The sequence below is a fragment of the Pseudoduganella sp. UC29_106 genome (genome assembly GCF_044055365.1).
GTDB lineage: Bacteria > Pseudomonadota > Gammaproteobacteria > Burkholderiales > Burkholderiaceae_D > Rugamonas.
In genome coordinates, this window is record NZ_CP171977.1 from 2,163,935 (window position 1) to 2,187,608 (window position 23,674).

Genomic DNA, 23,674 nt, shown 5'->3' on the forward strand with positions numbered 1-23,674 from the left:
AGGAGGAATGATGGAAGAAAATGTGATCCTGGTCCGGCGCGAAGGACGTGTTGGATTTATCCAGCTTAACCGGCCCGCCCAGCTGAATGCCATAAACGATGCGGTCATGGACGCACTGGGTGCGGCCCTGCTTGAAATGGATGCGGATAGCGCCATCGGTTGCATCGTCATAACCGGTAACGCAAAAGCCTTTGCCGCCGGCGCCGACATCGCGGCCTTACAGGGCAAGAGCTACAGCGATGTGGTGCGCAGCAATTTCATCAGCCGCAACTGGGAAACCATCCTGCAGGTTCGCAAGCCGGTGATCGCAGCGGTAGCCGGCTTTGCGCTTGGCGCCGGGTGCGAGCTGGCGATGATGTGCGATTTCATTATCGCCGCCGACAATGCGAAGTTCGGACAGCCGGAGATCAAGCTGGCGATCATCCCCGGCGCGGGCGGTACCCAGCGGTTGCCGCGAGCGGTATCCAAGTCGAAGGCGATGGAGATGGTGCTGACTGGCCGCATGATGGACGCGGCAGAAGCGGAGAAGGCCGGCCTGGTTGCGCGCGTCGTTCCGGCAGAAAAGCTCGAAGAGGAAGTGTTTGCGGCGGCAACCGTGATCGCCAGCATGTCCCTGCCGAGCGTCATGGCGGCAAAGGAGGCGGTAAACCGGGCCTACGAATCGAGCCTTGCCGAAGGCGTCCTGTTCGAGCGCAAGAGCTTCCATGCATCGTTCGCGACCCGCGATCATGAAGAAGGTCTTGCGGCTTTCCTGGAGAAGCGAAAGCCGCAGTTTCGGCATGAGTGAACCGGCCGCCGCGCTTCAGGCGGCCTCGCGGTAGAACGGATAATCGGTATAGCCGATTTCGCTGCCACCAAAGAATGAGTCGCGGTCGTAGGCGTTCAGCGGCCAGCCGTTGCGCAGGCGTGCCGGCAGGTCGGGGTTGGCGATGAAGTGGCGGCCGAAAGCCACCAGGTCGGCGTTGCCGGATTCAATGATGGCGTTGGCCGAGTCGCCATCGAAGCCGCCGGCCGCAATGATGGTGCCTTTGTAGTGCTGGCGGATCAGGCGCGAAGCGACTGGGGCCTGTTCGCGCGATTCGTCTTCGACGTTGCCGGCGATGCGCGGCTCGATCAGGTGCAGGTAGGCTAGATTCAGCTTGTCCAGTTCACGCGCCACATGGGTGAACAGCGCTTCGGGATCACTGTCGGACATATCACCGAAGCTGCCGCTCGGGCCGATGCGCACGGCCACGCGCTCGTGGCCCCAGACCGAGGCCACGGCTTCTACAACCTCCAGCAGGAAGCGCGTGCGGTTTTTGATGGAGCCGCCGTAGCTGTCCGTGCGCTTGTTGCTGCCGTCCTGCAGGAATTGATCGAGCAGGTAGCCGTTGGCCGAGTGCAGTTCGACGCCGTCGAAGCCGGCCGCGATACCGCGCCTGGCGGCCTGGCGGAAACTTTCTACCAGGTCTTTGATTTCTTCAATAGTCAGCTCGCGTGGTGGGGTATTCGGCACCCAGCCGGCCTCGGTATAGGCGACGCCGCCGTGTTCCACTGCGGACGGGGCCACCGGCGCGGCGCCGCCCGGCTGCAACTGGCTGTTGGACTGGCGGCCTGCGTGGTAAAGCTGCAGGAAGATCTTGCCGCCCCTGGCGTGGACTGCGTCCGTGACCATTTTCCAGCCGGCGATCTGGCTGTCCTCGTACAGGCCAGGCGCCCCGAGGTAGCCATTGCCATTGGCAGCCGTGATGGTGGCTTCGCCGATCAGCAGCCCGCCTTCGGAAGTGCGCTGGGCATAGTACTCGGCCATCAGCGGGCCTGGAATGGCGCCTGCGTCAGCGCGCATGCGGGTCAGCGGCGCCAGCACGACGCGGTGAGAGATGTTGTGGGGGCCTACTTTGATACCGGTATGCAGCTTGGACATGATGTCAATTCCTGTCAGTGGTGAATAGATGTGAGCAATATAGGCATTTTGAGGTGCCAGAAAAACGGGCCGAGGCGCCGAACATTCCGGACAAAATATCCGCAATCGCTGGTTGCGCAGGGGGAACTCGTAGGCTAAAGTCCGCTTATGGACAGCCTCAGTGGAATCGCGATGTTTGTGCAGGTTGCCGAAACCCGCAGCTTCACGGAGGCGGGACGGCAGCTGGGCGTCTCGTCGTCCGCCGTCGGCAAGGCGATCGCGCGGATGGAGGAAAGGCTGCACGTACGCCTGTTCCACCGCAGCACGCGCAGCATCACGCTGACTGCGGAAGGAGCGCTGTTTCCCGAACGCTGCCGGCGCATCCTGAGCGAAGTCGATGCCGCCGAGGCCGAGCTCTCCGGCCTGGCCGGCAATCCACGCGGGCGCCTGCGTGTCGGCACGCCCCAGTTGGGCAGCCTGATGATGCCCGCCTTCGACGGTTTCATGGAGCGCTATCCGGAGATTGAACTGGATATCGATATGTCCGACCGCATGGTGGACGTGATCGAGGAAGGCTTCGATGCCGTGATCCGCACGGGCGATCAGACGGATTCGCGCCTCGCTGCGCGCCGCCTCGGCGCCAGTGCCCACGTGCTCGTCGCTTCGCCAAAATACCTGAAGCGGCACGGCACACCCAGCACGCCGCGCGACCTGGAAAAACACTTCTGCCTTCAGCACAAATTCCCTGCCACAGGCAGGCTGGAACGCTGGCCGCTGAAGCTGGACGCCGCCGAGCCCGAACTGGCGCTGCCGGAAACGATGACCGCCAATACCGTTGAACCACTTGCCTACGCGGCCCTCCAGGGCAGGGGCATCACTTTCGTGCCAGCCTTCCTCGTGCGCGAAGCGCTGGAAAGCGGCCAGCTGGTTACGGTGCTGGACGAATACATGGACCGCCAGGTCGTCTTCTGGATCCTGTGGCCGGCCAGCCGCTACGCCTCGCCCAAGCTGCGCGTGTTCATCGACTACATGAGCGCGCACCTGCGCATCTGATCACGGCAGCTTCACGCGCACGCCGTCGCGGTTGGACAGTTCAATCGCGTCGATCAGATCGTGCATGCGCTGGGCGTCGGCGAAAGTTGGCGCCAGGCGCGTGCCATCACGGACATCTTGCGCATAGGCTGCGTAGAGATTGGCCAGCTCCTGCTGGCTGCCTCCCAGTTCATTCTCCGGCAGCCAGTTGTAGCGCGGCGGCACCTTGAGCATGCGCATCGGCTGCGAGTCGCCTTGCGCGGCTTCGATCATATTGAAGGCGTTGCCAAAGCTGGTCGTGTTCCAGATTCTGATATCGCCTCGGGTGCCGGTCAGGTCCAGCTGCATGCCGTGGTTATTGCGCTTGCCGGCTTCGATATGCGCGGTGAGCACGGCGCCATTGGGGAATGTGCCGCTCAGGACAACCTGGTCGGCAGTCGTATGCTTTAGCACTTCGCCGGTCTCGATCAGCGTCACCTCGGGGAACTGGTTGACGGTGAGGGCGCTGATGCTGTCCGGATGGCCCAGCATGGTGAACACGGCGTCGAAATAATGGCCGCCATAGATGGACAACAGGCTGGAGAAGTTCTCCGGCGGGATGGTGAAATGCAGCGACGCCTTGCGCTCGCGCTGGAAATATTCGACGCTGATGTGCAACCGCACCGAGCGCAGCTCGCCGATATAGCCATCCTTCAGCAGGTCGCGCACATAGCGGTAGTCCGGATTGAGACGGCGCTGCAGGCCGGCGATGTGGCGCACGCCGGCCTTTTCCGCCAGCGCCGTCAGCTCGCGCGAAACGGCGGCGCTGGGTGTCAGCGGCCATTCGCAGTACACGTCCTTGCCGGCGGCGATGGCGGCGCGCACGGTGGCCTCGTGCTGAGGCGCGGTGTTCAGCACGACGACCAGGTCCACCTCTGGATGGTCCACAAGCGCGTCCACCGAATCAAGGGCATAGCGGATACCGTGACGTTGCGCCAATTGGGCGGCTTTGGCGGGATCGCGGCTGTGGACGGCCGTCAGTTCATATTCGGGCAAGAGCTTGAGGGCAGGCAGATGGCCGTATTCGGCCCAGTTGCCGACGCCAATCAGGCCGACGCGGATCTTGGTCATGAAAAACTCCTGTTTAGTGAGAGCGGTGGGCTTGCGGAGCGGGACGGACGCCGAACGCTCCGGCCAGGGCCAGCGCCGCGCCGGCGCAGAGCGCACTCACAAAGCCCAGGTTGGAGAGAGAGCTGTAGCGCAGAGTCAGCGACCCGAGCGCCGCGCCCAGCGAGAAACCGAGATACATGAAGGAGGCATTCAGCGACAGCGCCACCGGCGCCGCCGCAATGCCCGCCACGCCGACCAGCGTTGTTTGCTGGGCAGGATAGAAGGCCCAGTGGGCGATGCCCCAGGCGGCGATAGCGAATGCAACCGGCACGATTGCGAAGTGCCTGCCTGCGAAATGGGCGACCAGCGACAGCACGATGAAGGCTGTAGTGGATGTGGCCAGCGCCGGCAGCACCACGGCGCGCGGCCCCTTTCGGTCCACGGCGGGGCCGCTAATGGCAAGTCCGATCGCGGCCGAAACGCCCCAGGCGAACAGCACGAAACCGATGGCCGTCCCGTGCACGATGGTGGTGGCGTCCAGCAGAGGGGCGAGATAGGTGTAAGTAGTGTAGCTGGCCATGGCCCACAGCATGGTGACCAGCAGCGTAACCAGTACCGCCGGCTGTGCGGCCGTGGCTACGCGCTGGCGCAACGTTGCAGTGGCGAGGCCGGTGCCGATCCCGCGCGGAAGGCCCCGCAGCAGGCCGGCGACTGCCAGCGCGGCAAGGATGGCAACGCTGCCGAAAGTCGCGCGCCATCCGAGCGCGCCGCCAAGCACGGCGCCGGCCGGCACGCCCAATGCAATTGCCAGCGAAAGGCCGCCATTGACGATGGCGATTGCGCGCCCGCGCTGTTCGGGAGGAACGACGACGCTGGCCAGCGCATTCGCGCCTGGCACGTACATGGCGGCCGTCAACGCGAGCAGCACGCGCGCGGCCATCAGGGACCAGTAGCCGGAGGCTGCAAATGCAAGTACATTGGCGGCCGCGAAGGCGGACATGGCGCCGATCAGCAGTTTGCGACGATTGATATGGCCGGTGAGAGTAGCCAGCAGCGGGGAGCCCAGTGCATAGGCCAGGGCAAACACTGTCACCAGCTGGCCCGCCGTGCCGACACTGACGCCAAGGTCCTGCGCCATGCCGGGCAGCAGGCCGGCGATCATGAAGCTTTCAGTGCCGACGGCAAAGGTGCCCGCGGCCAGCCAATAAAGTGGCCGCTTGTTGGTGATGTAACGCGTTGAGTCCATTTCTGTCACGCCTGAGGTGTTGATGGCCTCAGTGTAGGGACGGAAGCGGGCGGGAAAAATACTCCAGGATTCCGAACACTTCGGACGCACTTGTCCGGAATCGCGCCAAGGACTTGCGCGCCAATCGCGGCGGCGACTTATGCCGCCGCGTACTCGCGCACGTGTGCGATGAAGGCGTCCGGGGGCAGGGGTTTGGCGAAGTGGTATCCCTGCGCCACCTGGCAGCCCCAGTCGCGGATCAGCTCCAGGGATTGTTCTGTCTCCACGCCCTCGGCAACGACTTCGTAATCGAGTTCGCGCGCAAGGGCGATCAGTGAACGCACGATGCGCTGGTCGCGTTCATTTGTGTGGACGTGGCGGATCAGCGACTGGTCCACCTTGATCACCGTCGCCGGCACTTTCTGCAGATAGGAGAAGTTGCTGTAGCCGGTGCCGAAATCGTCCAGCGCCAGGCCCATGCCGAGGTCGCGGATGCCTTGCAGCGTTTTCAGGATGGCGGGACTCTCCATCCACACACCCTCGGTACATTCGATTTCGACGTAGCGCGGTTCCAGCCCATATTCTTCGCAGATCGCGCCCAGGCGTTTGCAAAGGTCCGGCTCATCGAAGTTGTGCGCCGACAGGTTGAGGGCGATCTTGATACGCTGGCCTTCGCTGTGCCACTGCGCTGTCTGGCGGATTGCGGTGCGGATCACCCAGTCCGTCAGCGGTCCAATCAGCGCGGTCTTTTCGATCAGCGGAATGAACTCCGCGGGCGAGATGGTTCCGAGTTCGGGATGTTGCCAGCGCAGCAGCGCTTCCGCAGACACGCTGGCGCCGCTGTGCACATCGTGCTTGGGCTGGTACACGAGCTGGAAGGCGCCGTTGGCCAGGCTGTGGTGCACGCTGTTCAGCAGCAGGAAAGCGCGCTGCTGGCTGGCGTCCGCCTGCGTATCGTAGTCGCGCCAGCGCTGCTGCGCGATCAGCGCCTGGTTGACGGCAGCCGAAGCCTTGCGCGGCGCGTCGGCGTAGGATTGCGGGCAAAGCCTGAAAGGCACAATGCCGCCGAAGCTGGCCAGGTTGAGCGGCACATTCAGGTCCATCAGCGGTTCCTGCAGCGCAGCTTCCAGGCTGTGCACGAAGTCGATGAATTCCGCCGTCTCGGCGTTTTTCGACAGCACGGCGAAACGCGCGTCCGTGATGTGATAGACGATGGCGCGGTGGCGGAAGAGATGCGACAGCTTGCGCGCCACGCCGCGAATCAGGTCGTCGTACACGGTAACACCCAGCACGCTGGCGATCTCGAAGGCTTTGGCCGCATCCGGCATATCGATATACAGCAGCACACGGTTCTCGCCTTCGGCAAGAGCGCTTTGCTCCTTCAGGTCTTCCTCCAGCTGGTATTTGTTCGGCATGCCGCTCACGGCGTCCACATGGCCGACGGCGCGCCGCAGTTCGATATGCGCCATCACCAGCGCAGCCAGTTCCTGCAGCCTGGTACGCTGCGCTTCGTCCAGCCGGCGCGGCTGGCGGTCCACTACGCACAGGGCGCCGATGGCGAAGCCGTCGCGCGTGAGCAGGGGCGCGCCGGCGTAGAAGCGGACCTTGTCCTGGCCCGTCACCATCGGATTGTCGCGGAAGCGGCGGTCGAGGAGGGTGTCTTCGATCACCAGCACGCTGCCGTTTCCGATGGTGTGCGTGCAAAAGGAATGATCGCGCGAATCGGTCGGCGAACAGAAGCCCGCCTTGGCCTTGAGCCACTGGCGGTCGCGGTCGATCAGCGAAATGAAGGCGCCGGGCATGTCGAAAAGGTCCATGGCCAATCGCGTAATGCTTTCGAAATACTCGGACGTCTGGCTGTCCAGGATGCCCAGATTTTCCAGAGCGGAGATTCGTTCTGCGTCAGCGGCCGCGGCCTCTTCGGTGATATACATGTTCGTGATGTTAGATTGCAATTTAAATTGCTACATCAACATATATTAATCCTTTTGACCGGGTGTTGCTGACGGTGGCTCGCCGTTCATAATGAGGCGGAGGCGGCGGCTTTGCGCTTGACGGTGCTGAGACTCCCGTCGGCCACGCGCCGCAAACTGGGATTGCTCGACAACACGCGTTCGATAATGCCGTCGTCTATATTGTTGTTCCGCAGATAGCGTTGCGCTTCTGCGATGCCGGCGATACCCGCCAACGTGATTCCGCACTGCACGCGGTGCGCCATGGCCGTGTCCTTGCGGCGTGCCTCGTCTAGCATGGCAGTCCCCTCGTTGACTTTGTTAATTGTTCTGTTGTTTTATTTAACATTGACAGTATCATGGCTGCACGAAGGGGCTTTGATATTTATCAAACACTGATGTTGCGGCGATTGACGATGCACGCGACAGTGTCTCCTACGCGGTGGGCGGTTCAGGCCGGCACGCCGACGATCACGCTGGATGCCTTGAAAATGGCGGTGGCGGAGCCGCCAACGGAGAAGCCAAGTGAGTACAGGCTTTCGTTGGTGATGATTGCCGCGATCACGCCGCCACCGGGCAGTCCGATCACTACTTCGGAATTCACGGCTCCCTCCTGGATGCGCGAGATGATGCCGCGCAGGCGGTTGCGGGCGGAGAGGCGAACGTCGCTGTCCTCGCCCATCAGGATGATGGACGAAGCCTTGACCAGCGCGAACGCTTCGGCGCCGACTACGAGCCCGAGGGTTTCGGTGCTCTCATGCGTAACGATGGCGACAATCCTTTCGCCGCCGGGGATTTCCAGTTCCACCTCGTCGTTCACTGCGCCGGTCTTCACGCGCATCACCTTGCCGGCGAACTGGTTTCTTGCACTTGTTTTCATGCTTATTCTCCTCAACAGCAGGCAGTCGTCCGCAAGCGCGGGCGCTTGCTGACCCAACTGGTCGATGAAGCGGCGGTGCTCACGTTCGATCAGCCTGAAATTCTCAACGAGTTGCTGGCCGCGCGCGGTAAGGCGCGTGCCGCCGCCGCCGCGTCCACCGGTAAGACGCTCCACCAAAGGTTCGCCCGCCAGCGTGTTCATGGTGTCGATGGCGTCCCACGCCGCCTTGTAGCTCATGCCGGTCGCCTTGGCGGCCTTGGTGATCGAGCCGCAGTCGGCGAGGCTGGCCAGCAGGGCGATCCGTCCATGCCCGCCGAAGTTTTCGCCGCCGACTGTCATCCAGACCGACCCTCGCAGCTCGATTGTGTTGTCTTTTTCCATATCAGTTCACCAGGCTGACGGACTTCACTTGCAGCCACACGTGCATGTCCCTTGCGATCTGCAGCGCGTCGAAGGAACGCGATGTAATGCGCGCGACGATGCGCGCCGAGCCGCACTGGCATTCGATCAGCATATGCCCAGCATGCGTCGAAGCGGCGAAGGACAGCACGACCGCCGGCAGCACATTCAGGATGCTCGAATCCTCGTGCCGCGACAGAGCCAGGCTGACATCGCGTGCGTGAATGCGCACGCGGGTCGTAGCGCCGGGGCGTAGCGTACCGGCGGGCGCCCACAGCACGCCGGCAGGCGTGGCCAGCGCAGCCAGCGCATGCTTCGCGTCGATTTCCGAGGCTACGCCTTCCAGCACGGCGCCCGCTTCTTCGATAAAGGCCGGCGGCAGGTCCATGCGCGACAGGGTGTCGGCCAGAGGCCCGCTGGCGACGGCGCGGCCGTCATCCAGCAGCACGATGTGGTCGGCCAGCCGCACCACTTCATCGATCGCGTGCGTGACGTAAATGATAGGAATGTCCAGCTCCTGGTGCAGGCGCTCGAGGAAAGGCAGGATCTCCTGCTTGCGCTTGAGGTCCAGTGCGGACAAGGGCTCGTCCATCAGCAGCACGGATGGTGATGTCAGCAGCGCACGCGCGATGGCCACGCGCTGCCGCTCGCCGCCGGACAAGGTGGACACCGCGCGGTCCATCAGGTGGCCGATGCCGAGCAGGCCGGTCGCCTGCTCGAGCGCAATGCGCTGCTGCGCGGCGGGAATGCGCGAGCGCCCGTAATCGAGGTTGCGGCGCACATTGAGATGATCGAACAGGCTCGCCTCCTGGAAGACCATGCCGATATTGCGACGGTGCGTGGGGATGAAGAGCTGGCGAGCGTCGTCCTGCAGGCAGTCTTCGCCGATGCTCAGCTGGCCGCGCGCCCCAGGCTCGAAGCCAGCGATGCAGCGCAGCAGCGAAGTTTTGCCGGAGCCGGAAGGGCCGAACAGCACGGTCACGCCGCGGCTGGGCAGGGCAAGGTCCACGTCCAGCACGAAGTCGCCGTGATCGAGGCGGAAGCGGGCGCTGATGCTCATTTCGGCCGCCGGTTCAGCAAGTGCAGCGTGAGCAGCACCACGAAGGTGAAGGCCAGCATGCCCGCCGAAAGCCAGTGCGCCTGCGGATATTCGAGCGCTTCAACGTGGTCGTAGATTTGGACGGAAACCAGGCGCGTTTTGCCGGGGATATTCCCGCCGATCATGAGCACGACGCCGAATTCTCCGACGACATGAGCAAAGGTCATCACGGCCGCCGTCATGATGCCCGGCTTCGCCATCGGCAGCACGACGGAAAAGAAAGCGTCGAGCGGTGAGGCGCGCAGGCTGGCCGCCACTTCCAGCGGGCGGTTGCCGATTTCCTTGAAGGCTTGCTGCAGCGGCTGCACGCAGAAGGGCAGGGAATAGATGACGGAGGCGATCAGCAGGCCAATAAAGCTGAAAGGCAGCAGTCCCCAGCCCAGTGACTTCGTCAGATGGCCGAGCGGGCCTTGCTCGCCCATCAGCACCAGCAGGTAGAAACCAAGCACGGTCGGCGGCAGCACCAGCGGCAATGTGGTGATGGCGCTGACGATGGTGGCGCCAAGCGATTGCGAGCGGGCCAGCCACCACGCCAGCGGCGTGGAGAGCAGCAGCAGGATGACGGTGGTAGCCGTCGCCAGCTCAAGCGTTAATCGGATGGCGGACCAGTCGTCCGCGCCAAAGGCGCCCATCGTCAGAGCGAGTAGCCGGCGGCGGTGATCACGGCTTTCGCCGCATCGGTTTTCATGAACTTCATCAGCGCTTCAGCGGCGGGCTTGCCCTTGCCTTTTTCAAGCAGGATCATGTCCTGGCGGATCGGTGCGTGCATGCTGGCGGGGACGATCCAGCCGGAGCCCGACTTGAAGCTGCCGCCTTCCTGCACCTGCGACAGCGCGACAAAGCCCAGTTCCGCATTGCCGGTAGCGACAAACTGGTGGGTCTGCGCGATGTTCTCGCCGACTACGAATTTGGGCGTCAGCGCGTCGGTCAGGCCGAGGGCCTTGATGGTTTCCATGGCGGCCTGGCCGTAGGGCGCCAGCTTGGGATTGGCGACGGCGAGGTGGGCGAAGTCGCCTTTTTTCAGCACTTCTCCTTTGCTGTCCACGCGATCGGCCTTGCTGCTCCATAGAACCAGCTTGCCAACGGCATAGGTGAAGCGGGAGCCGGGCACGCCGGCGCCTTCGGCTTCCAGTTTGGCGGGTGTTTCATCGTCCGCAGCGAACAGCACTTCGAATGGTGCGCCGGCTTTGATCTGGGCGTAGAACTTGCCGGTCGAGCCGGAGGTTTGCAGCACTTTGTGTCCCGTGCTCTGTTCGAAGGCCGCTGCGATCTTCTGCATGGGGCCGGCAAAATTGGCGGCGACGGCGACTTGTACCTCGTCGGCGCGAGCGCCGGCAGATGCGAGGAGAAGGCTGGCTGCAAGCGCCAGCTTCTGTGCTGCAGTGTTCATGGAGGAGTCCCTTTTAACAGCGTTATATACAAGATGATACAACGGTTCTTTGCCGGAGGCCAAAAAATTGTTAAATGGAAAATTCATTGCGGCGGGCTGCTCATATACGGCGGATCAATGATCCGCCCTACATGTCTCGACGGATTTTGTGTGGCGGCTTGGGCTTTGTCGGCTGGGACGGGCTTTCGACGATGATTAGCGTGGGGTCGACTGGGCCGGCGCCGGTCTGGCGGCGCTGCACGACTTGGGTGGCTACGGCGCGTTGTGGCGCCACAGGTTTGGGGTGTTTGGGGAACATGTTTTACCAGTTGGCGGTAACTATCAATTTAACAAGAGGCAAAGTTGCCACAGCGATCAAATTGTGCGCGAGAGGAAAAAGGATGTTGTTTATAATCGCTGAGACGAATTCGAGTCCCAGGGGCCCATGAACAATAACAACATCCGTAGCACTTTATTGTTTGCGGCCCTGCTTGCCAGGGCGTCCACGGCGGCGGCGCAGGCCAGCGACCAGTTTGCCGACCTGTCGCTGGAAGAATTGAATGACATTGTCATCACTTCCGTCTCGCGCCAGGAAGAGCGCCTGAGCAAGGCGGCGGCTTCCATCTTCATCATCAGCGGCGTCGACATCCGCCGCAGCGGTGCGCGTACGCTGCCGGAAGCCTTGCGTCTGGCTCCCAACCTGCAGGTGGCGCGGCTGGATGCGATGAACTACGCGATCACCGCGCGCGGCTACAACACATCCCTGCAAAACAAGCTGCTGGTCCTGATCGACGGCCGCCCCGTCTACTCGCCTTTGTTCTCAGGCGTGTTCTGGGACTCGCAGGACGTGGTGATGGAGGATATCGAGCGTATTGAAGTGATCAGCGGTCCCGGCGCCACGATCTGGGGCGTGAATGCGGTGAACGGCGTGATTAATGTGATTACGCGCAGCGCCAAAGACAGCCAGGGCACGCTGGCCAGCGCCGTCGCCGGCAAGGAGGAGCGCGACGGAACCTTCCGCTACGGCGGCAAGCTTGGCGACAGCGGCCATTTCCGCGCCTATGCCCGCTACTCGCGCCAGGAAGACACCGAAACCGAGGCGGGAGCGCCGGTGCGCACGGGAGGTCAGCGCCATCAAGCGGGCTTCCGCGGCGACTGGGCGCTGCGCGACGGCGCCTTCGCACTGTCCGGCGATGCCTATGAAGGCCGCTTTGGGCAGGTTGCAAGTCCCGACGACACGCGCGTCTCCGGCGCCAACCTGGTGGGCAGCTACACGCGCAAACTGGACGCCGGTTCCGACCTGCGCCTGCAGCTGGTGCTGGATCACACGGAGCGCAGCCAGCCCGGTGTGCTGATCGACAAACTGAATACCATCGAAATCGAGGGGCAGCACGGCCTTCGCTTCGGCCGCCACAATATTGCGTGGGGCGTGGGCTACCGCTACTCGGAAAACGAAGTCCATAACGGCTATGCGGTCGCATTCTTCCCGACCAAGATCAACCTCCATTGGGGGAACATATTCGCCCAGGATGAAATCGCGCTGAGCGACAAGGTGACCGTGACGCCGGGCGCTAAGGTCGAGCACAATAATTACACGGGCGCCGAATTCCTGCCCAGCGTGCGCCTTGCCTGGTCGCCCAGCCAGAACCAGCTAATCTGGGGCAATGTGGCGCATACCGTACGCGCGCCGTCGCGCGTGGACCGCGACCTCTACCTGCCGGGCGTCACGGTGCCGATCGCCGGCTTGCCGCGCTATGTTATCGGCGGCGGCCCGGACTTCAAGTCCGAAACGGCGAATGTGGTGGAACTGGGCTACCGCGCCCAGCCGCGCGCCGATCTCACATATTCGCTCACGCTGTTCAATGCGGATTACGACAAGCTGCGCACCATCGAACCGAGTGGGGTGAATGCACCGAACACCGGTTTGTATGTGCTGCGCAATGAATCGGAAGGGCGTGCGCGCGGCGCCGAGATGTGGCTGCAGTGGCAGCCTGCGTCGCGCTGGCGCCTGTACGGCGGCCTGGTGCTGCAGGATGTGGAAACCACGCTGAAGCCCGGCAGCCGCGACATTACCGTGGCGGGCGCCACCAACGATCCGCGCAGCCACTGGCTGCTGCGCTCCTCGCATGAGCTGCCCAACAATATGCAGCTCGACTGGACGCTGCGCCGTATGGGCCGCTTGCCGAAACCGGAAGTTCCGGCCTACCATGAACTCGATGTGCATTGGCTGTGGCGCCTGAACCCCAATCTCGACCTGTCCCTGATCGGCCAGAACCTGCTGCACCGTACCCACGCCGAATTCGGCGCACTGCCGGGACGCAGCGTCTTTGAACGCAACGTCCTCCTGAAACTCACCCTGCGACTATGAGTACTGCAACGCTGCCACCGCTGTCATCACCCAGCCCGGCATGGGGCAACCGCCTGCTGGCGCTGCTGCTTCCACTATTCCTGCTGGCCGCGCTGAGCTGCCTGGCCGGCGGCGCGCAACCCAACCAGGCGCAGGGGCAAAACCTGGAGCGCAGCGTGAAGGCTGCCTTCCTGTACAAATTCCTCGGCTATGTGGACTTCCCTGGCGAGGCGCCGGCACAGTACACAGTGGGCGTAATGGGTGCGGATGACGTAGCGGCCGAATTGACGCAGATTGCGAAGGGGCGCACCGTCAACAATCGTCCCATCGAGGTAAAGTCCCTGCATGAGGGCGATGCGCTGAGCGGCGTGCAGCTGCTGTTCGTGGGGGGCGATACGTCGCGTCCCCAGCAGGTGCTGCGCACGGCCGCCCAGCAGGGCGTGCTGACCGTGACGGAAGTGGAAAACGGCCTGCAGCAGGGCAGCGTGATCAATTTCCGCGTGGTGGAAGATCGCGTGCGCTTCGAGGTCTCATTACCGGCAGCGGAAAAGAATAATGTGAAGCTCAGCTCCCGTTTGCTGTCGGTGGCTTACCAGGTGCAGAAGGGCGGGCAGTAATGTTTCAGTTGAAGGCTGGTACGGTAAGGACCAAGCTGATTTTGATGGTCCTGGTCACTACCCTGGTTGCGCTGGTGACGACCTCGGTGTGCATGCTCATATATGACCTAAAGAGCTTCCAGCAGGGCTGGGGTGGATGACCTGACCACGCAGGCGGAAATCATCGCCACCATGTCCGCCCCGGCAGTCAGCTTCAACGATCCGGCGGCAGCGCGGCAGAATCTTTCCCTGCTGCGCGTGCGGCCGCAGATCCGCTCCGGCGCGGTCTACCTGGCAAATGGCTCGCTGTTCGCCGCCTATGGCCTGTCGCCGATTGAAACGCCCACCTTCCCGGCAAAGCCCGGCCCCATCGGCTATGCGATCCAGGGCGGCAGCATGATCGTCTATCACCCGATCGTTGACAATGGCGAGCGTGTTGGCACCGTGTACCTGAACGCCAGCTACCGGCTGCTGGACCGGGTTGCCAGCTATGCGATGATCCTGGTGGCGGTACTGGTCTTCAGCCTGGCGGTGGCGGCACTGGTCGCATCGCGCCTGCAGAGCGCCATTACGCGGCCGCTGGAAGCCGTAACCGGCGTGGCGCGGGAAGTGATGCAGCGGCGCGACTTCAACCTGCGCGTGCAAAGCGATGCCACGGGCGAGATCGGGACCCTGGTCGCGGCCTTCAACGACATGCTGGCCGAGATAGGGCGCCGCGCCCACGCGCTACAGGAGGCCAATCGCACGCTGGAGCATGAAATGCAGGTGCGTCAGGGCGCCGAGCGCGCGCTGCTGCTGGCCGACCGGCGCAAGGATGAGTTCCTGGCCACGCTGGCGCACGAGCTGCGCAACCCGCTGGCGCCGATCCGCACGGGACTGGATATCATGCGCGTCAACAGCAGGGATGCGGGCGCCGTCGAGCGCGCGCGCACCATCATGGAACGGCAGTTGAAGCAGATGGTGCGACTGGTGGACGACCTGCTGGACGTATCGCGCATCACGACCGGCAAGCTGACCATCCGCCATGACCAGGTGAGCCTGCAGGACGTGGTCAACGATGCACTGGAAGTGACGCGGCCCTTCATCGAGAACCAGGGACACAAGCTGGAAGTGGCGCTGCCCGTGACGCCAGTGATCCTGCTGGGCGATGGCACGCGCTTGTCGCAGGTGCTGTCCAACCTGCTGAACAATGCGGCCAAGTACACGGCGCGCGGAGGGGCAATCAGCCTGCGCGCCGAGGTGCAGGATGAGCAGGTGCAGATCCGCGTCAAGGACAACGGCATCGGCATCCAGGCCAATATGCTGAACGAAATCTTCGAGCTGTTCATCCAGGCCGATACGTCGCTGGAGCGGACGACGGCCGGCCTGGGCGTAGGCCTGTCGCTGGCGCGCAAGCTGGTGGAGCTGCATGGCGGTACCATCCGCGCCTACAGCGAAGGGCAGGGCAAGGGCAGTGAAATGGTCGTGACGCTGCCAGTGCAGGCTGTGCCCGGCAACGCGCCGGTGCCGTTGCAAGGGACGGCGGGGCCGGTGCGCCAGTACCGCATCCTGCTGGCGGATGACAATATCGATTTCGTCAACAGCATCGGTTCGCTGCTGCGCTCCATGGGCCACACGGTGCAGATCAGCCATGACGGCAACCAGGCGCTGGTGGCAGCGGAAGCCTTCGTGCCCGACTTCGCCTTCCTCGATATCGGCCTGCCGCAGATGAACGGCTACGACCTGGCGCGCGCGCTGCGCCGTCTGCCTGTGCTGCGCAAGACGGTGCTGGTCGCCGTCACCGGCTGGGGACAGCAAAAAGACCGCCAGCAAGCTTTCGATGCCGGCTTTGAAGGCCATCTGGTGAAACCCGTCAGCTTTGAGCAGATCAGCGCAATCCTGGCCGGCAGCCGGGAAGGATTCGCCCATGCTGTTTGACCTGACCGACCTGCGCCTGTTCATCCATATCGCCGAGCAGAAAAGCCTGACGCGCGCGGCGGAGCGCATGCATATCTCGCTGGCGGCGGCCAGCAACCGCATCAAGGAACTGGAAACGCGCTTCGGCACGCGGCTGCTGTATCGCGAGAACAAGGGCGTGCAGCTGTCGCCAGCCGGCGAAACGCTGCTGGTGCACGCGCAGGCCTTCATGCAGCAGGTGGAGCGGCTGAAGAGCGATATGCAGCAGTACAACAATGGCATCAAGGGCCATATCCGCATATTCGCCAACACCACGGCCGTTACGGAATTCATGCCGGAGGTGCTGGGGCATTTCCTCAGCCGCCATCCGCAGGTGAACGTGGCGCTGGAGGAGCGGCTGAACCAGGATATCGTGCGCGGCATCCAGGAGGGTACGGCCGATATCGGCATCGCTGCCGGGCCGGTGTCCGGCGCGGGGCTGGAGATCATCAATTTTTCGACGGACCGGCTGGTGCTGGCGGCGGCCCTTGACCATCCGCTGGCCCGGCTGAGCGAAACCAGTTTCGCGGAAACGCTGGATTATCAGCATATCGGCCTGCACGAGGGCAGCACGCTGCAGCACTTCCTGTCGCGCATTGCGGCGGAGACTGGGCAGCGCCTGCAGCTGCGCATCCAGGTGCGCGGCTTCGAGGCCATGTGCCGCATGGTGGAGAACAATGTCGGGGTGGCGATCCTGCCGCATTCCTCCGCCATGCGCCTGAGCCGCACGATGCGGCTGGCGCTGGTGGAGTTGAAGGAGCCGTGGGCGGTGCGCGAACGCAGCGTGATCGTGCAGAAGCTGGACGCGTTGCCGCAATATGCGCGCGAGTTGGTGGATTTTATTTGCGACGAGGGCCGCAAGGCAGGCGCCCCAGACGGCACACGCACGGCGGATCAATGATCCGCCCTACGCTCTACTTGGCTGCGTCGGCGGCGGCGGCCTCCCGGTTGAACGACGCGATCAAATCCTTGCCCACGCGGTCCTCCACCGTCTTTTGCACCGGCAGCAGCGCCTTGCGCCATTCCGCCTTTTCCTGCGGGGAGAGCTTGTAGACCTCCGTCTTGCCCGCCTTGCGGATGCCTTCCAGCGCCTCGTCGTTCTCCTGCTGCGCGATCTGGTTGGCGTATCTGGTCGCCTCTTTCATTGCGCCTTCAAGCTGCGAGCGGACATCGGCCGGCAGCCCGTCCCAGAACTTCTTGTTCGTAATGACCGCATAACCGATATAGCCATGATCGGACACCGTCAGATGCTTCTGCACCTCATGCATCTTCTGCGTATAGATATTGGAAGGTGTATTCTCGCCGCCATCGACCACGCCCGTCTGCATCGCCTGGTACACCTCCGAGAACGCCAGCACCTGCGGGTTCGCGCCGAGCGCGCGCATTTGCGCGTCCAGCACCTTGGACGACTGGATGCGCAACTTCTGCCCTTTGAAATCGCCCATGCTGCGGATCGGCTTATTCGACGTCATTTCCTTGAAGCCGTTATCCCAGAAGGCCAGGCCGACAATGCCCTTCGGCTCCAGCTTCTTCAGCAGCGACTTGCCGACCGGCCCTTCGTTCACGCGCTGCAGCGCCGCCTTGCTGGGCAGGATGTAGGGTATGTCGTACACCTCGAATTCCTTCACGCCGAGCGGACCGAATTTGGACAGCGAAGGCGCCAGCATCTGCACGGCGCCCATCTGCAGCGCTTCCAGTTCTTCCTTGTCCTTATACAGCTGGCTGTTCGGATAGACCTCGACCTTCACGCGGCCCTTGGTGGCCGCCTCCGCCAGCTCCTTGAACTTTTGCGCGCCTTTGCCTTTGGGCGTGTCCGCGGCCACCACGTGGCTGAACTTGATCATGATCGGCGCCTGCGCAAAAGCGCTGGCGGCGAACAGGGTGGCGGCGGCAAACAGGATGGATTTCAATTTCATGGTGTCTCCGGATTTATGGTCTGTTTGATGAATCAATGATGCGCTGGGCGGAGAGGGTGACCGGGCGGTCGATCATCCTGCCGTCCAGCGCCACAGCGGCGCCTTCTGCCCCTTCGGCTGCCTGCAGCACGCGCTGTGCCCAGGCGATTTCCTCCTGGGTCGGCGCAAAGACGCGGTGTACGGTTTCGATCTGCTTGGGATGGATGCACAGCTTGGCGCTGAAGCCCAGCGCCTTGACGTAGCGGGTATCGCTTTCCACCGGTGCGGGATCGTCGAAGGTGGTGGTGACGCCGTCCGCGGGCGGCGGCAGGTCCGCCAGGCGCGATTGCAGCACCAGTTCGGAACGGAAGTAGAGCAGGCCTTCACGCTCGTCTTCGATGCCGAGGTCCACGCGGAAATCGATGGAACCGAACAGCAGGCGCTGCACGCGGCTCGCGTAGGCCAGCTTGTGCAGGTGGGCGAAGCCCTGCGCTGTTTCGATCAGCGGCAGCACGGGCGCCACGGCGCTGGCGCGCGCCAGCTGCTCGATGCGCTCGGCTTTGGGCAGTACGATGCCGGCCAGCTTCTTGCCGGCCGTGCGGCACAGCGCCAGGTCGTCGGCGAACCACCGGGTGTCGGCTGTATTGGTGCGGATATAAATGGCCGTACCCGCCGGTGCGGCGCCGAACCAGCCGGCGAGCGCTTCCCGCGCTTTGGACTTGTCGCCTGGAGCAACGGCATCTTCGAGGTCGACGATGACGGCATCTGCGCCGGAAGCGAGCGCCTTGTCTATGCGCTCCGGCCGGGTGGCGGGCACGAACAGGTAGGAACGGGGGATCACAGCAGGGCTCCGATGTGTTCGACATCTGGCAGCGACCATACTTTCTCCGCCAGTGCGCTGATTTCCGCGGCGGTAGCGCCGACGCGGAAGGCGGCCAGTCGGATGGCCTTGTCCAGCAGCTCGTCTCGGCTCAGCGTATTGCCCGGATCGCCCTTCGGCTCGTCAACTCGGCCGGACAGCGTGCGGCCGTCCTGGGTGGTCACGACCACCTTGCCGATCCAGCGCATCGGATAGGCGGCATCGACTTCTTCGTCCAGCACCATGTTCACCCTGTCGCGCAAGGCGGCGATCGGCGGTGCGTTGAAGGATTGTTCGAACTCCGCCAGGCCGGCCGAACCGAATTTGGCGATCATCGCGAGCACGGTGCCCATCGAGAACTTGGCCTGGTGCACAGTCTGCGGATCGGACACGGGGCCCAGCACGTCGATGGCGCCCTGGTGGACCAGGGCGTCCACGCGTTCGATCTGGTTCGCGTGCAGGCCGTGCTCGCGCATCACGGCTTGCAGCGCGTCGGCGGCGGGATGCGTGTGGCGGCAGGAGGCGTGGAACTTGAACGAGGTTTCGGCCAGCGCCCAGCGCGTGCCGAGGCGGTCGGTCAGTTTCGCCGGGTCGGCGTCGCGCGACATGCCGGCGGCCATGCCCTGCAAGCCTTCCAGTATGCGGCGGGCGCCGGTGAAGCCTTCCCGCGCCAGCCAGGCGGCCAGCAGGCCGTCGCTGGCCGCCTTGGCCGTGTGCAGCTGCTTGGAATCGGCCGCGTCACGCAGGAATTCCCACAAGCCGGCCGCTTGAGTGCCGGCGGAGCCGAAGGCATGCAGCATCTGCTCTTCGCTCAGGTTCAGCAAGCGTCCTGCCGCTGCAGCAGCGGCGATCGTGCCGGCCGTGCCGGTGGTGTGGAAGATCTTGTAGTGCGAGCGGCCCAGGAATTCGCCGACGCGGATGCCGACCTCGTAGCCCGCCACTACGGCGGTCAGCAGTTCCTTGCCCGAGCTGCCCTGGGCCTGTGCGATGGCCAGCGCGGCGGGGATAACCACGGCGGCCGGGTGGAACACGGAACCGTTGTGCACATCGTCCTGTTCCGCAAAGTGGGACGAGGCGCCGTTGATCATTGCCGCGAACAGCGGCGTGGTGCGCGCCCGCGAGATCAGCACCTCGCACGGTGCGTCGGGCGGGCTGGGGCACATCGCCTCGGCGAAGCGGGCGATGGCCTCGACGGGATGGGCGCCTTTGCCGGCGAGCGCGGAGCCGATCCAGTCCAGGAACAAGTCCTCGGCCCGGTTCACCACGTGGTCCGGGATACCCTCAAACTGCAGGGATGCCGCAAAAGAAGCGAGTGCCTGTGTGCTCATGCAAGAACCTCAGATAGCGTGCTGGCTGCGCAGTGCGGCAATGGCCGCCGCATCGTAGCCCAGGTGGGAAAGAATGGCGTCCGTATGCTGGCCCAGGGCCGGAACTTCGTCCATGCGCGCATCCCAGGTATTGGGAACGCCCGGCGGCAGCAGCGCGGGCAAGGGGCCGGCCGGTGTGCCGACGTCAACCCAGCGCTCGCGCGCCTTCAGCTGCGCGTGCTGCCACAGATCGTGCATCGAATTCATATGCGCGTTGGCGATCTGCGCGCTGTCCAGGCGCTCGATAACCTGCTCCGCCGTCAGCGATGCGAAGGTATCGACGATCAGAGCCCGCAGTTCCGCGCGCGCCTCTGTGCGCTTGGCGTTGGATGCATAGCGCGGATCGCTGGCCAGCTCTGGCCGCAGCAGCACCTTCTCGCAGAACAGCGCCCACTCGCGTTCATTCTGCAGCCCAAGCATGACGGTCTTGCCGTCGCCGGCAGGGAAGGGGCCATAGGGATAAATGGTTGCATGCGCCGCGCCGGCGCGCGGCGGCGGCGAAGCGCCATCCATCGCGTAATACAGCGGATAGCTCATCCACTCCGCCAGGCTTTCCAGCATGGAGACATCGATGCGGCAGCCCTTGCCGGTCTTGCCGCGCTGGATCAGCGCCGCCAGCACATTGGTGTATGCATACATGCCCGCCGCGATATCGGCGATCGAGCAGCCTGCCTTGGCCGGTTCGTCCGGCGTGCCGGTGATGGAGAGGAAGCCGGATTCGCTCTGGATCAACAGGTCATAGGCTTTCTTGTCGCGGTAAGGTCCATCGGAGCCATAGCCCGAGATATCGCAGACGATCAGGCGCGGATGCGACTCCTTCAGCGCCTCATACGAGAGGCTCAGCCGCGCGGCGGCGCCCGGCGCCAGGTTCTGCACCAGCACATCCGCCTCGTCCAGCAGCCGGCCCAGGATTTCGCCTGCCGCCTCGTGCTTTACATCCAGCGTCACGCTCTCCTTGGAGCGGTTGGTCCACACGAAATGCGAAGCGAGGCCGCGTGCGCGGGCATCGTAGGCGCGGGCGAAGTCGCCCACACCTGGGCGCTCGACCTTGATCACGCGGGCGCCCAGGTCGGCCAGCTGGCGCGTGCAGAAAGGCGCGGCGATCGCGTGTTCCAGGGTGATGACGGTAATGCCGTCCAGTGGTCGCATGGCAGGCCTCTTCAGAAGGAACGCGGCATCCCGAGCACATGCTCGGCCACGTAGGACAGGATCAGGTTGGTCGAAATCGGCGCCACCTGGTACAGACGCGTTTCGCGGAACTTGCGTTCCACATCGTATTCATGGGCGAAACCGAAGCCGCCGTGGAACTGCAGGCAGGCGTTGGCCGCTTCCCAGGACGCGTCCGCCGCCAGCATCTTCGCCATATTCGCCTGCGCGCCGCAGGGCTGGTGCGCGTCGAACAATTCGCAAGCCTTGAAGCGCATCAGGTTGGCCGCTTCCACATTCACATAGGCTTTCGCGATGGGAAACTGGACGCCCTGGTTCTGGCCGATGGGACGCCCGAACACTTCGCGCTCGCTGACGTATTTCGTGACCTTGTCGATGAACCAGTAGCCATCGCCGATGCATTCCGCGGCGATCAGCGTGCGCTCGGCGTTCAGTCCGTCCAGGATGTACTTGAAACCCTTGCCTTCCTCGCCGATCAGGTTCTCCGCGGGGATTTCCAGGTTTTCGAAGAACAGCTCATTGGTCTCGTGATTGACCATGTTCAGGATGGGCTGCACGCTCATGCCCTTGCCGATGGCTTCGCGCAGGTCCACCAGGAAGATGGACATGCCCTCGGACTTCTTCTTCACATCGGCCAGCGGCGTGGTGCGCGCCAGCAGGATCATCAGGTCCGAATGCTGCACGCGCGAGATCCAAACCTTCTGGCCATTGACCACATAACGGTCGCCCTTGCGCACGGCCGTGGTCTTGATCTTCGTGGTGTCCGTGCCGGTTGTCGGCTCGGTCACCGCCATCGACTGCAGGCGCAGTTCGCCGCTGGCGATCTTCGGCAGGTAGAACTCCTTCTGCGCTTTGGACCCATGCCGCAGCAGGGTGCCCATGTTGTACATCTGGCCGTGGCAGGCGCCGGAATTGCCGCCGCTGCGGTTGATCTCCTCCATGATGATCGATGCTTCCGTCAGGCCCAGTCCGGAGCCGCCGTATTCCTGCGGGATCAGCGCGGCCAGCCAGCCCGCCTTGGTCAGCGCGTCGACGAAGGCTTCCGGATAGCCGCGCGCCTCGTCGACTTCGCGGTGGTAAGAGGCGGGGAACTCGGCGCACAGTGCGCGCACGGCGTCGCGGATGTCCTGGTATTGGTCGCTGGTGTGCATGCTTGCTCTCATTCGATGGTGGCTTCGGCCTGCATAGCCAGTTCGCCGCGGTGATTCAGGGCCCACAAAGTGATGCGGCCATCGCCTTCGGGGCGGCCGCAAACGCTGAAGGGATTGATGTCGAACAGCGGCGACACGGCGCGGAAGCTGAACGACTTCACACGTGCGGCGGGCAGCTCGGCGCGCAGCAGTTCGATCAGCAGCGTGGCGATCAGCGGGCCATGCACGACCAGGCCAGGATAGCCTTCCACTTCGGTCACGTAGCTGCGGTCGTAATGGATGCGGTGGCCGTTGAAGGTGAGCGCGGAGTAGCGGAACAGCAGCACAGGATCGGGCGTGATCTCACGCGACCATTTGGCTTCGGCCGGCGCAGGGCGGGGCGCGGGCGGCGGCGCATCGGGCGCCGGCATATCGCGATAAACGATATCGTGTTCCTCGGTGACGGCAAGGCGTCCGCCGCAGCGGATCTCGTGGCGCACCGTCACGAAGACCAGGCGACCGGTGGCGCCGGTCTTGTCCTTCACATCGAGGATGGACGAAGTGCGGGCCAGGGCGGCGCCGATCGGCACCGGCTCGGGAAAAGTCAGGCGGCCGCCGGCCCACATGCGGCGCGGCAGCGGCACGGGCGGCAGGAAGCCGCCGCGGCGCGGATGGCCGTCCTCTCCCAGTTGCGAGGCAGGGGCGACGGACCAGAAGTTGATCCAGTGCCAGAGCGGGGGCAGGAGCCGGTCGGGAACGGGCTTATCCAAAGTGGCAGCGAGCGCCGCCACAGCTTCTGGGCGGACCACGTCGTGCAGGTTCTCGGACTTGCCGATCCATTGCTGCAGCAGGGAAAGATCGAAGTCGGACATTGTCGGCTCATTAAGTTTGCGGTGATGAGCCAGTGTATGGCGCACACAACGCCGCGACAATTTGCATTTTCAGAAGGGGGGCTTGATAAATCCAAAAGCCGCCCGATCTGAAAATTGAGCAGTAAATTTTTGCCAATATTTATCGAGGAGAAATGCTATGCACGCCATCGATATCCGGGCACATATCACCCCCGATCCCGAAACACCCCCACCGCCGGCGGAAAAGGAACCACCGCCGGACATCGAACCGGTGCCGGCGGATCCTCCCGTCGTGGAACCGGTTCCCAAGCCGCCGCCTATGAAGGCTTAGGCGGCTCCGAGGGCAGGGGAGGAACCTTGCGGATTTCCTCCTCGATTTCTTTTTCGGCAGGGGTTTTCTCCCCGCTGCCGATGTCTTCCTCATCCATCAGGTGGTGGCGGCGTTCGGACTCGTCTGGTTCATAGGGCTGGTTCATGGCTCATTCCTCCTTTCACTTCATCCTAGCAGGGCGATTATTGGGGCGGCGCAGAGTTGCTATCGAATAACTAGTGTTGCGCTGAGGTTATATTTGTGGCGTTTTGTGCTCACTGTCACAGGGG

General features: G+C 63.6%; 22 protein-coding genes. 6 read left to right on the plus strand and 16 right to left on the minus strand.

Going from position 1 to position 23,674, the window contains the following annotated elements:
• Positions 1 to 10 precede the first annotated feature (10 nt).
• Positions 11 to 787 (plus strand): enoyl-CoA hydratase, encoded by a 777-nt coding sequence (locus ACHMW6_RS11240; RefSeq protein ID WP_395407170.1) that lies wholly within the window; start codon positions 11 to 13, stop codon positions 785 to 787.
• Positions 788 to 802: 15 nt separating this feature from the next.
• Here ACHMW6_RS11240 and ACHMW6_RS11245 read toward each other — a convergent pair whose 3' ends face one another.
• Complete coding sequence (locus ACHMW6_RS11245; RefSeq protein ID WP_395407172.1) at positions 803 to 1,903, minus strand: alkene reductase; 1,101 nt, start codon at positions 1,901 to 1,903, stop codon at positions 803 to 805.
• A gap of 147 nt (positions 1,904 to 2,050) precedes the next feature.
• Here ACHMW6_RS11245 and ACHMW6_RS11250 point away from each other — a divergent pair, with 147 nt between their 5' ends.
• Positions 2,051 to 2,935, plus strand: a complete 885-nt coding sequence (locus ACHMW6_RS11250) for a LysR family transcriptional regulator (RefSeq protein ID WP_395407173.1) — start codon at positions 2,051 to 2,053, stop codon at positions 2,933 to 2,935.
• Here the strand turns inward: ACHMW6_RS11250 and ACHMW6_RS11255 are convergent, their stop codons facing one another.
• From ACHMW6_RS11255 to modA, 8 genes are all read right to left on the minus strand, one after another.
• Positions 2,936 to 4,024: a Gfo/Idh/MocA family protein gene (locus tag ACHMW6_RS11255; RefSeq protein ID WP_395407174.1), complete on the minus strand. Its 1,089-nt coding sequence runs from the start codon at positions 4,022 to 4,024 to the stop codon at positions 2,936 to 2,938.
• A 13-nt stretch (positions 4,025 to 4,037) separates the two neighbouring features.
• Positions 4,038 to 5,249, minus strand: coding sequence for an MFS transporter (locus ACHMW6_RS11260; protein ID WP_395407175.1), 1,212 nt, complete (start codon positions 5,247 to 5,249; stop codon positions 4,038 to 4,040).
• 137 nt (positions 5,250 to 5,386) lie between these two features.
• Complete coding sequence (locus tag ACHMW6_RS11265; protein ID WP_395407176.1) at positions 5,387 to 7,162, minus strand: EAL domain-containing protein; 1,776 nt, start codon at positions 7,160 to 7,162, stop codon at positions 5,387 to 5,389.
• An 86-nt stretch (positions 7,163 to 7,248) separates the two neighbouring features.
• Complete coding sequence (locus tag ACHMW6_RS11270; protein WP_395407177.1) at positions 7,249 to 7,479, minus strand: hypothetical protein; 231 nt, start codon at positions 7,477 to 7,479, stop codon at positions 7,249 to 7,251.
• 152 nt (positions 7,480 to 7,631) lie between these two features.
• Positions 7,632 to 8,441, minus strand: a complete 810-nt coding sequence (locus ACHMW6_RS11275) for a TOBE domain-containing protein (protein WP_395407178.1) — start codon at positions 8,439 to 8,441, stop codon at positions 7,632 to 7,634.
• A 1-nt stretch (position 8,442) separates the two neighbouring features.
• A complete protein-coding gene (gene modC, locus ACHMW6_RS11280) occupies positions 8,443 to 9,519 on the minus strand; it encodes a molybdenum ABC transporter ATP-binding protein (RefSeq protein WP_395407179.1) in 1,077 nt (358 codons plus the stop codon).
• Positions 9,516 to 10,190 carry a molybdate ABC transporter permease subunit gene (modB, locus tag ACHMW6_RS11285; protein ID WP_395407180.1) on the minus strand — a complete coding sequence of 225 codons (675 nt, stop codon included), beginning with the start codon at positions 10,188 to 10,190 and terminating at the stop codon, positions 9,516 to 9,518. Before modB ends, modC begins: the two co-directional genes overlap by 4 nt.
• Positions 10,191 to 10,192: 2 nt before the next feature.
• Positions 10,193 to 10,948: a molybdate ABC transporter substrate-binding protein gene (gene modA, locus ACHMW6_RS11290; protein WP_395407181.1), complete on the minus strand. Its 756-nt coding sequence runs from the start codon at positions 10,946 to 10,948 to the stop codon at positions 10,193 to 10,195.
• Between the two features lie 424 nt (positions 10,949 to 11,372).
• On the opposite strand from modA, the gene ACHMW6_RS11295 reads away from it, so the two are divergent.
• From ACHMW6_RS11295 to ACHMW6_RS11310, 4 genes are all read left to right on the plus strand, one after another.
• Positions 11,373 to 13,295 (plus strand): TonB-dependent receptor plug domain-containing protein, encoded by a 1,923-nt coding sequence (locus tag ACHMW6_RS11295; RefSeq protein WP_395407182.1) that lies wholly within the window; start codon positions 11,373 to 11,375, stop codon positions 13,293 to 13,295.
• Positions 13,292 to 13,891 carry a YfiR family protein gene (locus ACHMW6_RS11300; protein ID WP_395407183.1) on the plus strand — a complete coding sequence of 200 codons (600 nt, stop codon included), beginning with the start codon at positions 13,292 to 13,294 and terminating at the stop codon, positions 13,889 to 13,891. Before ACHMW6_RS11295 ends, ACHMW6_RS11300 begins: the two co-directional genes overlap by 4 nt.
• A 132-nt stretch (positions 13,892 to 14,023) precedes the next feature.
• Positions 14,024 to 15,787, plus strand: coding sequence for an ATP-binding protein (locus tag ACHMW6_RS11305; RefSeq protein WP_395407184.1), 1,764 nt, complete (start codon positions 14,024 to 14,026; stop codon positions 15,785 to 15,787).
• Positions 15,777 to 16,706, plus strand: coding sequence for a LysR family transcriptional regulator (locus ACHMW6_RS11310; protein WP_395407185.1), 930 nt, complete (start codon positions 15,777 to 15,779; stop codon positions 16,704 to 16,706). The genes ACHMW6_RS11305 and ACHMW6_RS11310 overlap by 11 nt, the downstream gene beginning before the upstream one ends.
• 13 nt (positions 16,707 to 16,719) lie before the next feature.
• Here ACHMW6_RS11310 and ACHMW6_RS11315 read toward each other — a convergent pair whose 3' ends face one another.
• The 7 genes from ACHMW6_RS11315 to ACHMW6_RS11345 all read right to left on the minus strand — a co-directional run bounded on the left by ACHMW6_RS11315 (position 16,720) and on the right by ACHMW6_RS11345 (position 23,550).
• The gene (locus tag ACHMW6_RS11315) at positions 16,720 to 17,721 is read right to left on the minus strand and encodes a TRAP transporter substrate-binding protein (RefSeq protein WP_395407187.1); all 1,002 of its coding nucleotides are present in this window, start codon (positions 17,719 to 17,721) and stop codon (positions 16,720 to 16,722) included.
• A 13-nt stretch (positions 17,722 to 17,734) separates the two neighbouring features.
• Positions 17,735 to 18,541, minus strand: coding sequence for an HpcH/HpaI aldolase/citrate lyase family protein (locus ACHMW6_RS11320; protein ID WP_395407189.1), 807 nt, complete (start codon positions 18,539 to 18,541; stop codon positions 17,735 to 17,737).
• Positions 18,538 to 19,887 (minus strand): MmgE/PrpD family protein, encoded by a 1,350-nt coding sequence (locus ACHMW6_RS11325; protein ID WP_395407190.1) that lies wholly within the window; start codon positions 19,885 to 19,887, stop codon positions 18,538 to 18,540. The genes ACHMW6_RS11320 and ACHMW6_RS11325 overlap by 4 nt, the downstream gene beginning before the upstream one ends.
• A 9-nt stretch (positions 19,888 to 19,896) precedes the next feature.
• Positions 19,897 to 21,075: a CaiB/BaiF CoA transferase family protein gene (locus ACHMW6_RS11330; RefSeq protein ID WP_395407191.1), complete on the minus strand. Its 1,179-nt coding sequence runs from the start codon at positions 21,073 to 21,075 to the stop codon at positions 19,897 to 19,899.
• A gap of 11 nt (positions 21,076 to 21,086) precedes the next feature.
• Positions 21,087 to 22,244, minus strand: coding sequence for an acyl-CoA dehydrogenase family protein (locus ACHMW6_RS11335; protein ID WP_395407192.1), 1,158 nt, complete (start codon positions 22,242 to 22,244; stop codon positions 21,087 to 21,089).
• 8 nt (positions 22,245 to 22,252) lie between these two features.
• Positions 22,253 to 23,095 carry a MaoC family dehydratase N-terminal domain-containing protein gene (locus tag ACHMW6_RS11340; protein WP_395407193.1) on the minus strand — a complete coding sequence of 281 codons (843 nt, stop codon included), beginning with the start codon at positions 23,093 to 23,095 and terminating at the stop codon, positions 22,253 to 22,255.
• Between the two features lie 296 nt (positions 23,096 to 23,391).
• Entirely contained in the window at positions 23,392 to 23,550 is a 159-nt protein-coding gene (locus ACHMW6_RS11345; RefSeq protein WP_395407194.1) for a hypothetical protein, read from the minus strand.
• Positions 23,551 to 23,674: the final 124 nt, after the last annotated feature.

Coding starts and splice junctions, on each gene's coding strand:
- ACHMW6_RS11240 (WP_395407170.1), top strand. CDS start 11: ATGGAAGAAAATGTGATCCTGGTCCGGCGCGAAGGACGTGTTGGATTT.
- ACHMW6_RS11250 (WP_395407173.1), top strand. CDS start 2,051: ATGGACAGCCTCAGTGGAATCGCGATGTTTGTGCAGGTTGCCGAAACC.
- ACHMW6_RS11310 (WP_395407185.1), top strand. CDS start 15,777: ATGCTGTTTGACCTGACCGACCTGCGCCTGTTCATCCATATCGCCGAG.
- ACHMW6_RS11325 (WP_395407190.1), bottom strand. CDS start 19,887: ATGAGCACACAGGCACTCGCTTCTTTTGCGGCATCCCTGCAGTTTGAG.
- ACHMW6_RS11330 (WP_395407191.1), bottom strand. CDS start 21,075: ATGCGACCACTGGACGGCATTACCGTCATCACCCTGGAACACGCGATC.
- ACHMW6_RS11245 (WP_395407172.1), bottom strand. CDS start 1,903: ATGTCCAAGCTGCATACCGGTATCAAAGTAGGCCCCCACAACATCTCT.
- ACHMW6_RS11260 (WP_395407175.1), bottom strand. CDS start 5,249: ATGGACTCAACGCGTTACATCACCAACAAGCGGCCACTTTATTGGCTG.
- ACHMW6_RS11300 (WP_395407183.1), top strand. CDS start 13,292: ATGAGTACTGCAACGCTGCCACCGCTGTCATCACCCAGCCCGGCATGG.
- ACHMW6_RS11265 (WP_395407176.1), bottom strand. CDS start 7,162: ATGTATATCACCGAAGAGGCCGCGGCCGCTGACGCAGAACGAATCTCC.
- modB (WP_395407180.1), bottom strand. CDS start 10,190: ATGGGCGCCTTTGGCGCGGACGACTGGTCCGCCATCCGATTAACGCTT.
- ACHMW6_RS11335 (WP_395407192.1), bottom strand. CDS start 22,244: ATGCACACCAGCGACCAATACCAGGACATCCGCGACGCCGTGCGCGCA.
- ACHMW6_RS11255 (WP_395407174.1), bottom strand. CDS start 4,024: ATGACCAAGATCCGCGTCGGCCTGATTGGCGTCGGCAACTGGGCCGAA.
- ACHMW6_RS11340 (WP_395407193.1), bottom strand. CDS start 23,095: ATGTCCGACTTCGATCTTTCCCTGCTGCAGCAATGGATCGGCAAGTCC.
- ACHMW6_RS11270 (WP_395407177.1), bottom strand. CDS start 7,479: ATGCTAGACGAGGCACGCCGCAAGGACACGGCCATGGCGCACCGCGTG.
- ACHMW6_RS11275 (WP_395407178.1), bottom strand. CDS start 8,441: ATGGAAAAAGACAACACAATCGAGCTGCGAGGGTCGGTCTGGATGACA.
- modA (WP_395407181.1), bottom strand. CDS start 10,948: ATGAACACTGCAGCACAGAAGCTGGCGCTTGCAGCCAGCCTTCTCCTC.
- ACHMW6_RS11295 (WP_395407182.1), top strand. CDS start 11,373: ATGAACAATAACAACATCCGTAGCACTTTATTGTTTGCGGCCCTGCTT.
- ACHMW6_RS11345 (WP_395407194.1), bottom strand. CDS start 23,550: ATGAACCAGCCCTATGAACCAGACGAGTCCGAACGCCGCCACCACCTG.
- ACHMW6_RS11315 (WP_395407187.1), bottom strand. CDS start 17,721: ATGAAATTGAAATCCATCCTGTTTGCCGCCGCCACCCTGTTCGCCGCC.
- modC (WP_395407179.1), bottom strand. CDS start 9,519: ATGAGCATCAGCGCCCGCTTCCGCCTCGATCACGGCGACTTCGTGCTG.